Annotated in this window: 1 rRNA gene; it reads left to right on the top strand. The window is 56.0% G+C overall.

The features are described 5' to 3' along the window. Nucleotides 1-684 (top strand): 16S ribosomal RNA (locus tag MHY20_RS11515); the annotation flags it as partial. Nucleotides 685-704 lie beyond the last annotated feature (20 nt).

Raw genomic sequence — 704 nt, 5'->3', positions numbered from 1 at the left:
AGCTAACGCATTAAGTGCCCCGCCTGGGGAGTACGGCCGCAAGGCTAAAACTCAAAGGAATTGACGGGGGCCCGCACAAGCGGCGGAGCATGCGGATTAATTCGATGCAACGCGAAGAACCTTACCAAGGCTTGACATGCACTGGATCGCTGCAGAGATGTGGTTTTCTTTGGACTGGTGCACAGGTGGTGCATGGTTGTCGTCAGCTCGTGTCGTGAGATGTTGGGTTAAGTCCCGCAACGAGCGCAACCCTCGTTCCATGTTGCCAGCACTTCGGGTGGGGACTCATGGGAGACTGCCGGGGTCAACTCGGAGGAAGGTGGGGATGACGTCAAATCATCATGCCCCTTATGTCTTGGGCTTCACGCGTGCTACAATGGTCGGTACAATGGGTTGCGATACTGTGAGGTGGAGCGAATCCCAAAAAGCCGGTCTCAGTTCGGATTGGGGTCTGCAACTCGACCCCATGAAGTCGGAGTCGCTAGTAATCGCAGATCAGCAATGCTGCGGTGAATACGTTCCCGGGCCTTGTACACACCGCCCGTCAAGTCACGAAAGTCGGTAACACCCGAAGCCAGTGGCCTTACCCCTTGTGGGAGGGAGCTGTCGAAGGTGGGATCGGTGATTGGGACTAAGTCGTAACAAGGTAGCCGTACCGGAAGGTGCGGCTGGATCACCTCCTTTCTAAGGAGTATCTTTCGAGC

Source organism: Helcobacillus sp. ACRRO, assembly GCF_022347125.1.
GTDB lineage: Bacteria > Actinomycetota > Actinomycetes > Actinomycetales > Dermabacteraceae > Helcobacillus > Helcobacillus massiliensis.
This window is presented reverse-complemented; position numbering and strand designations above follow the sequence as displayed.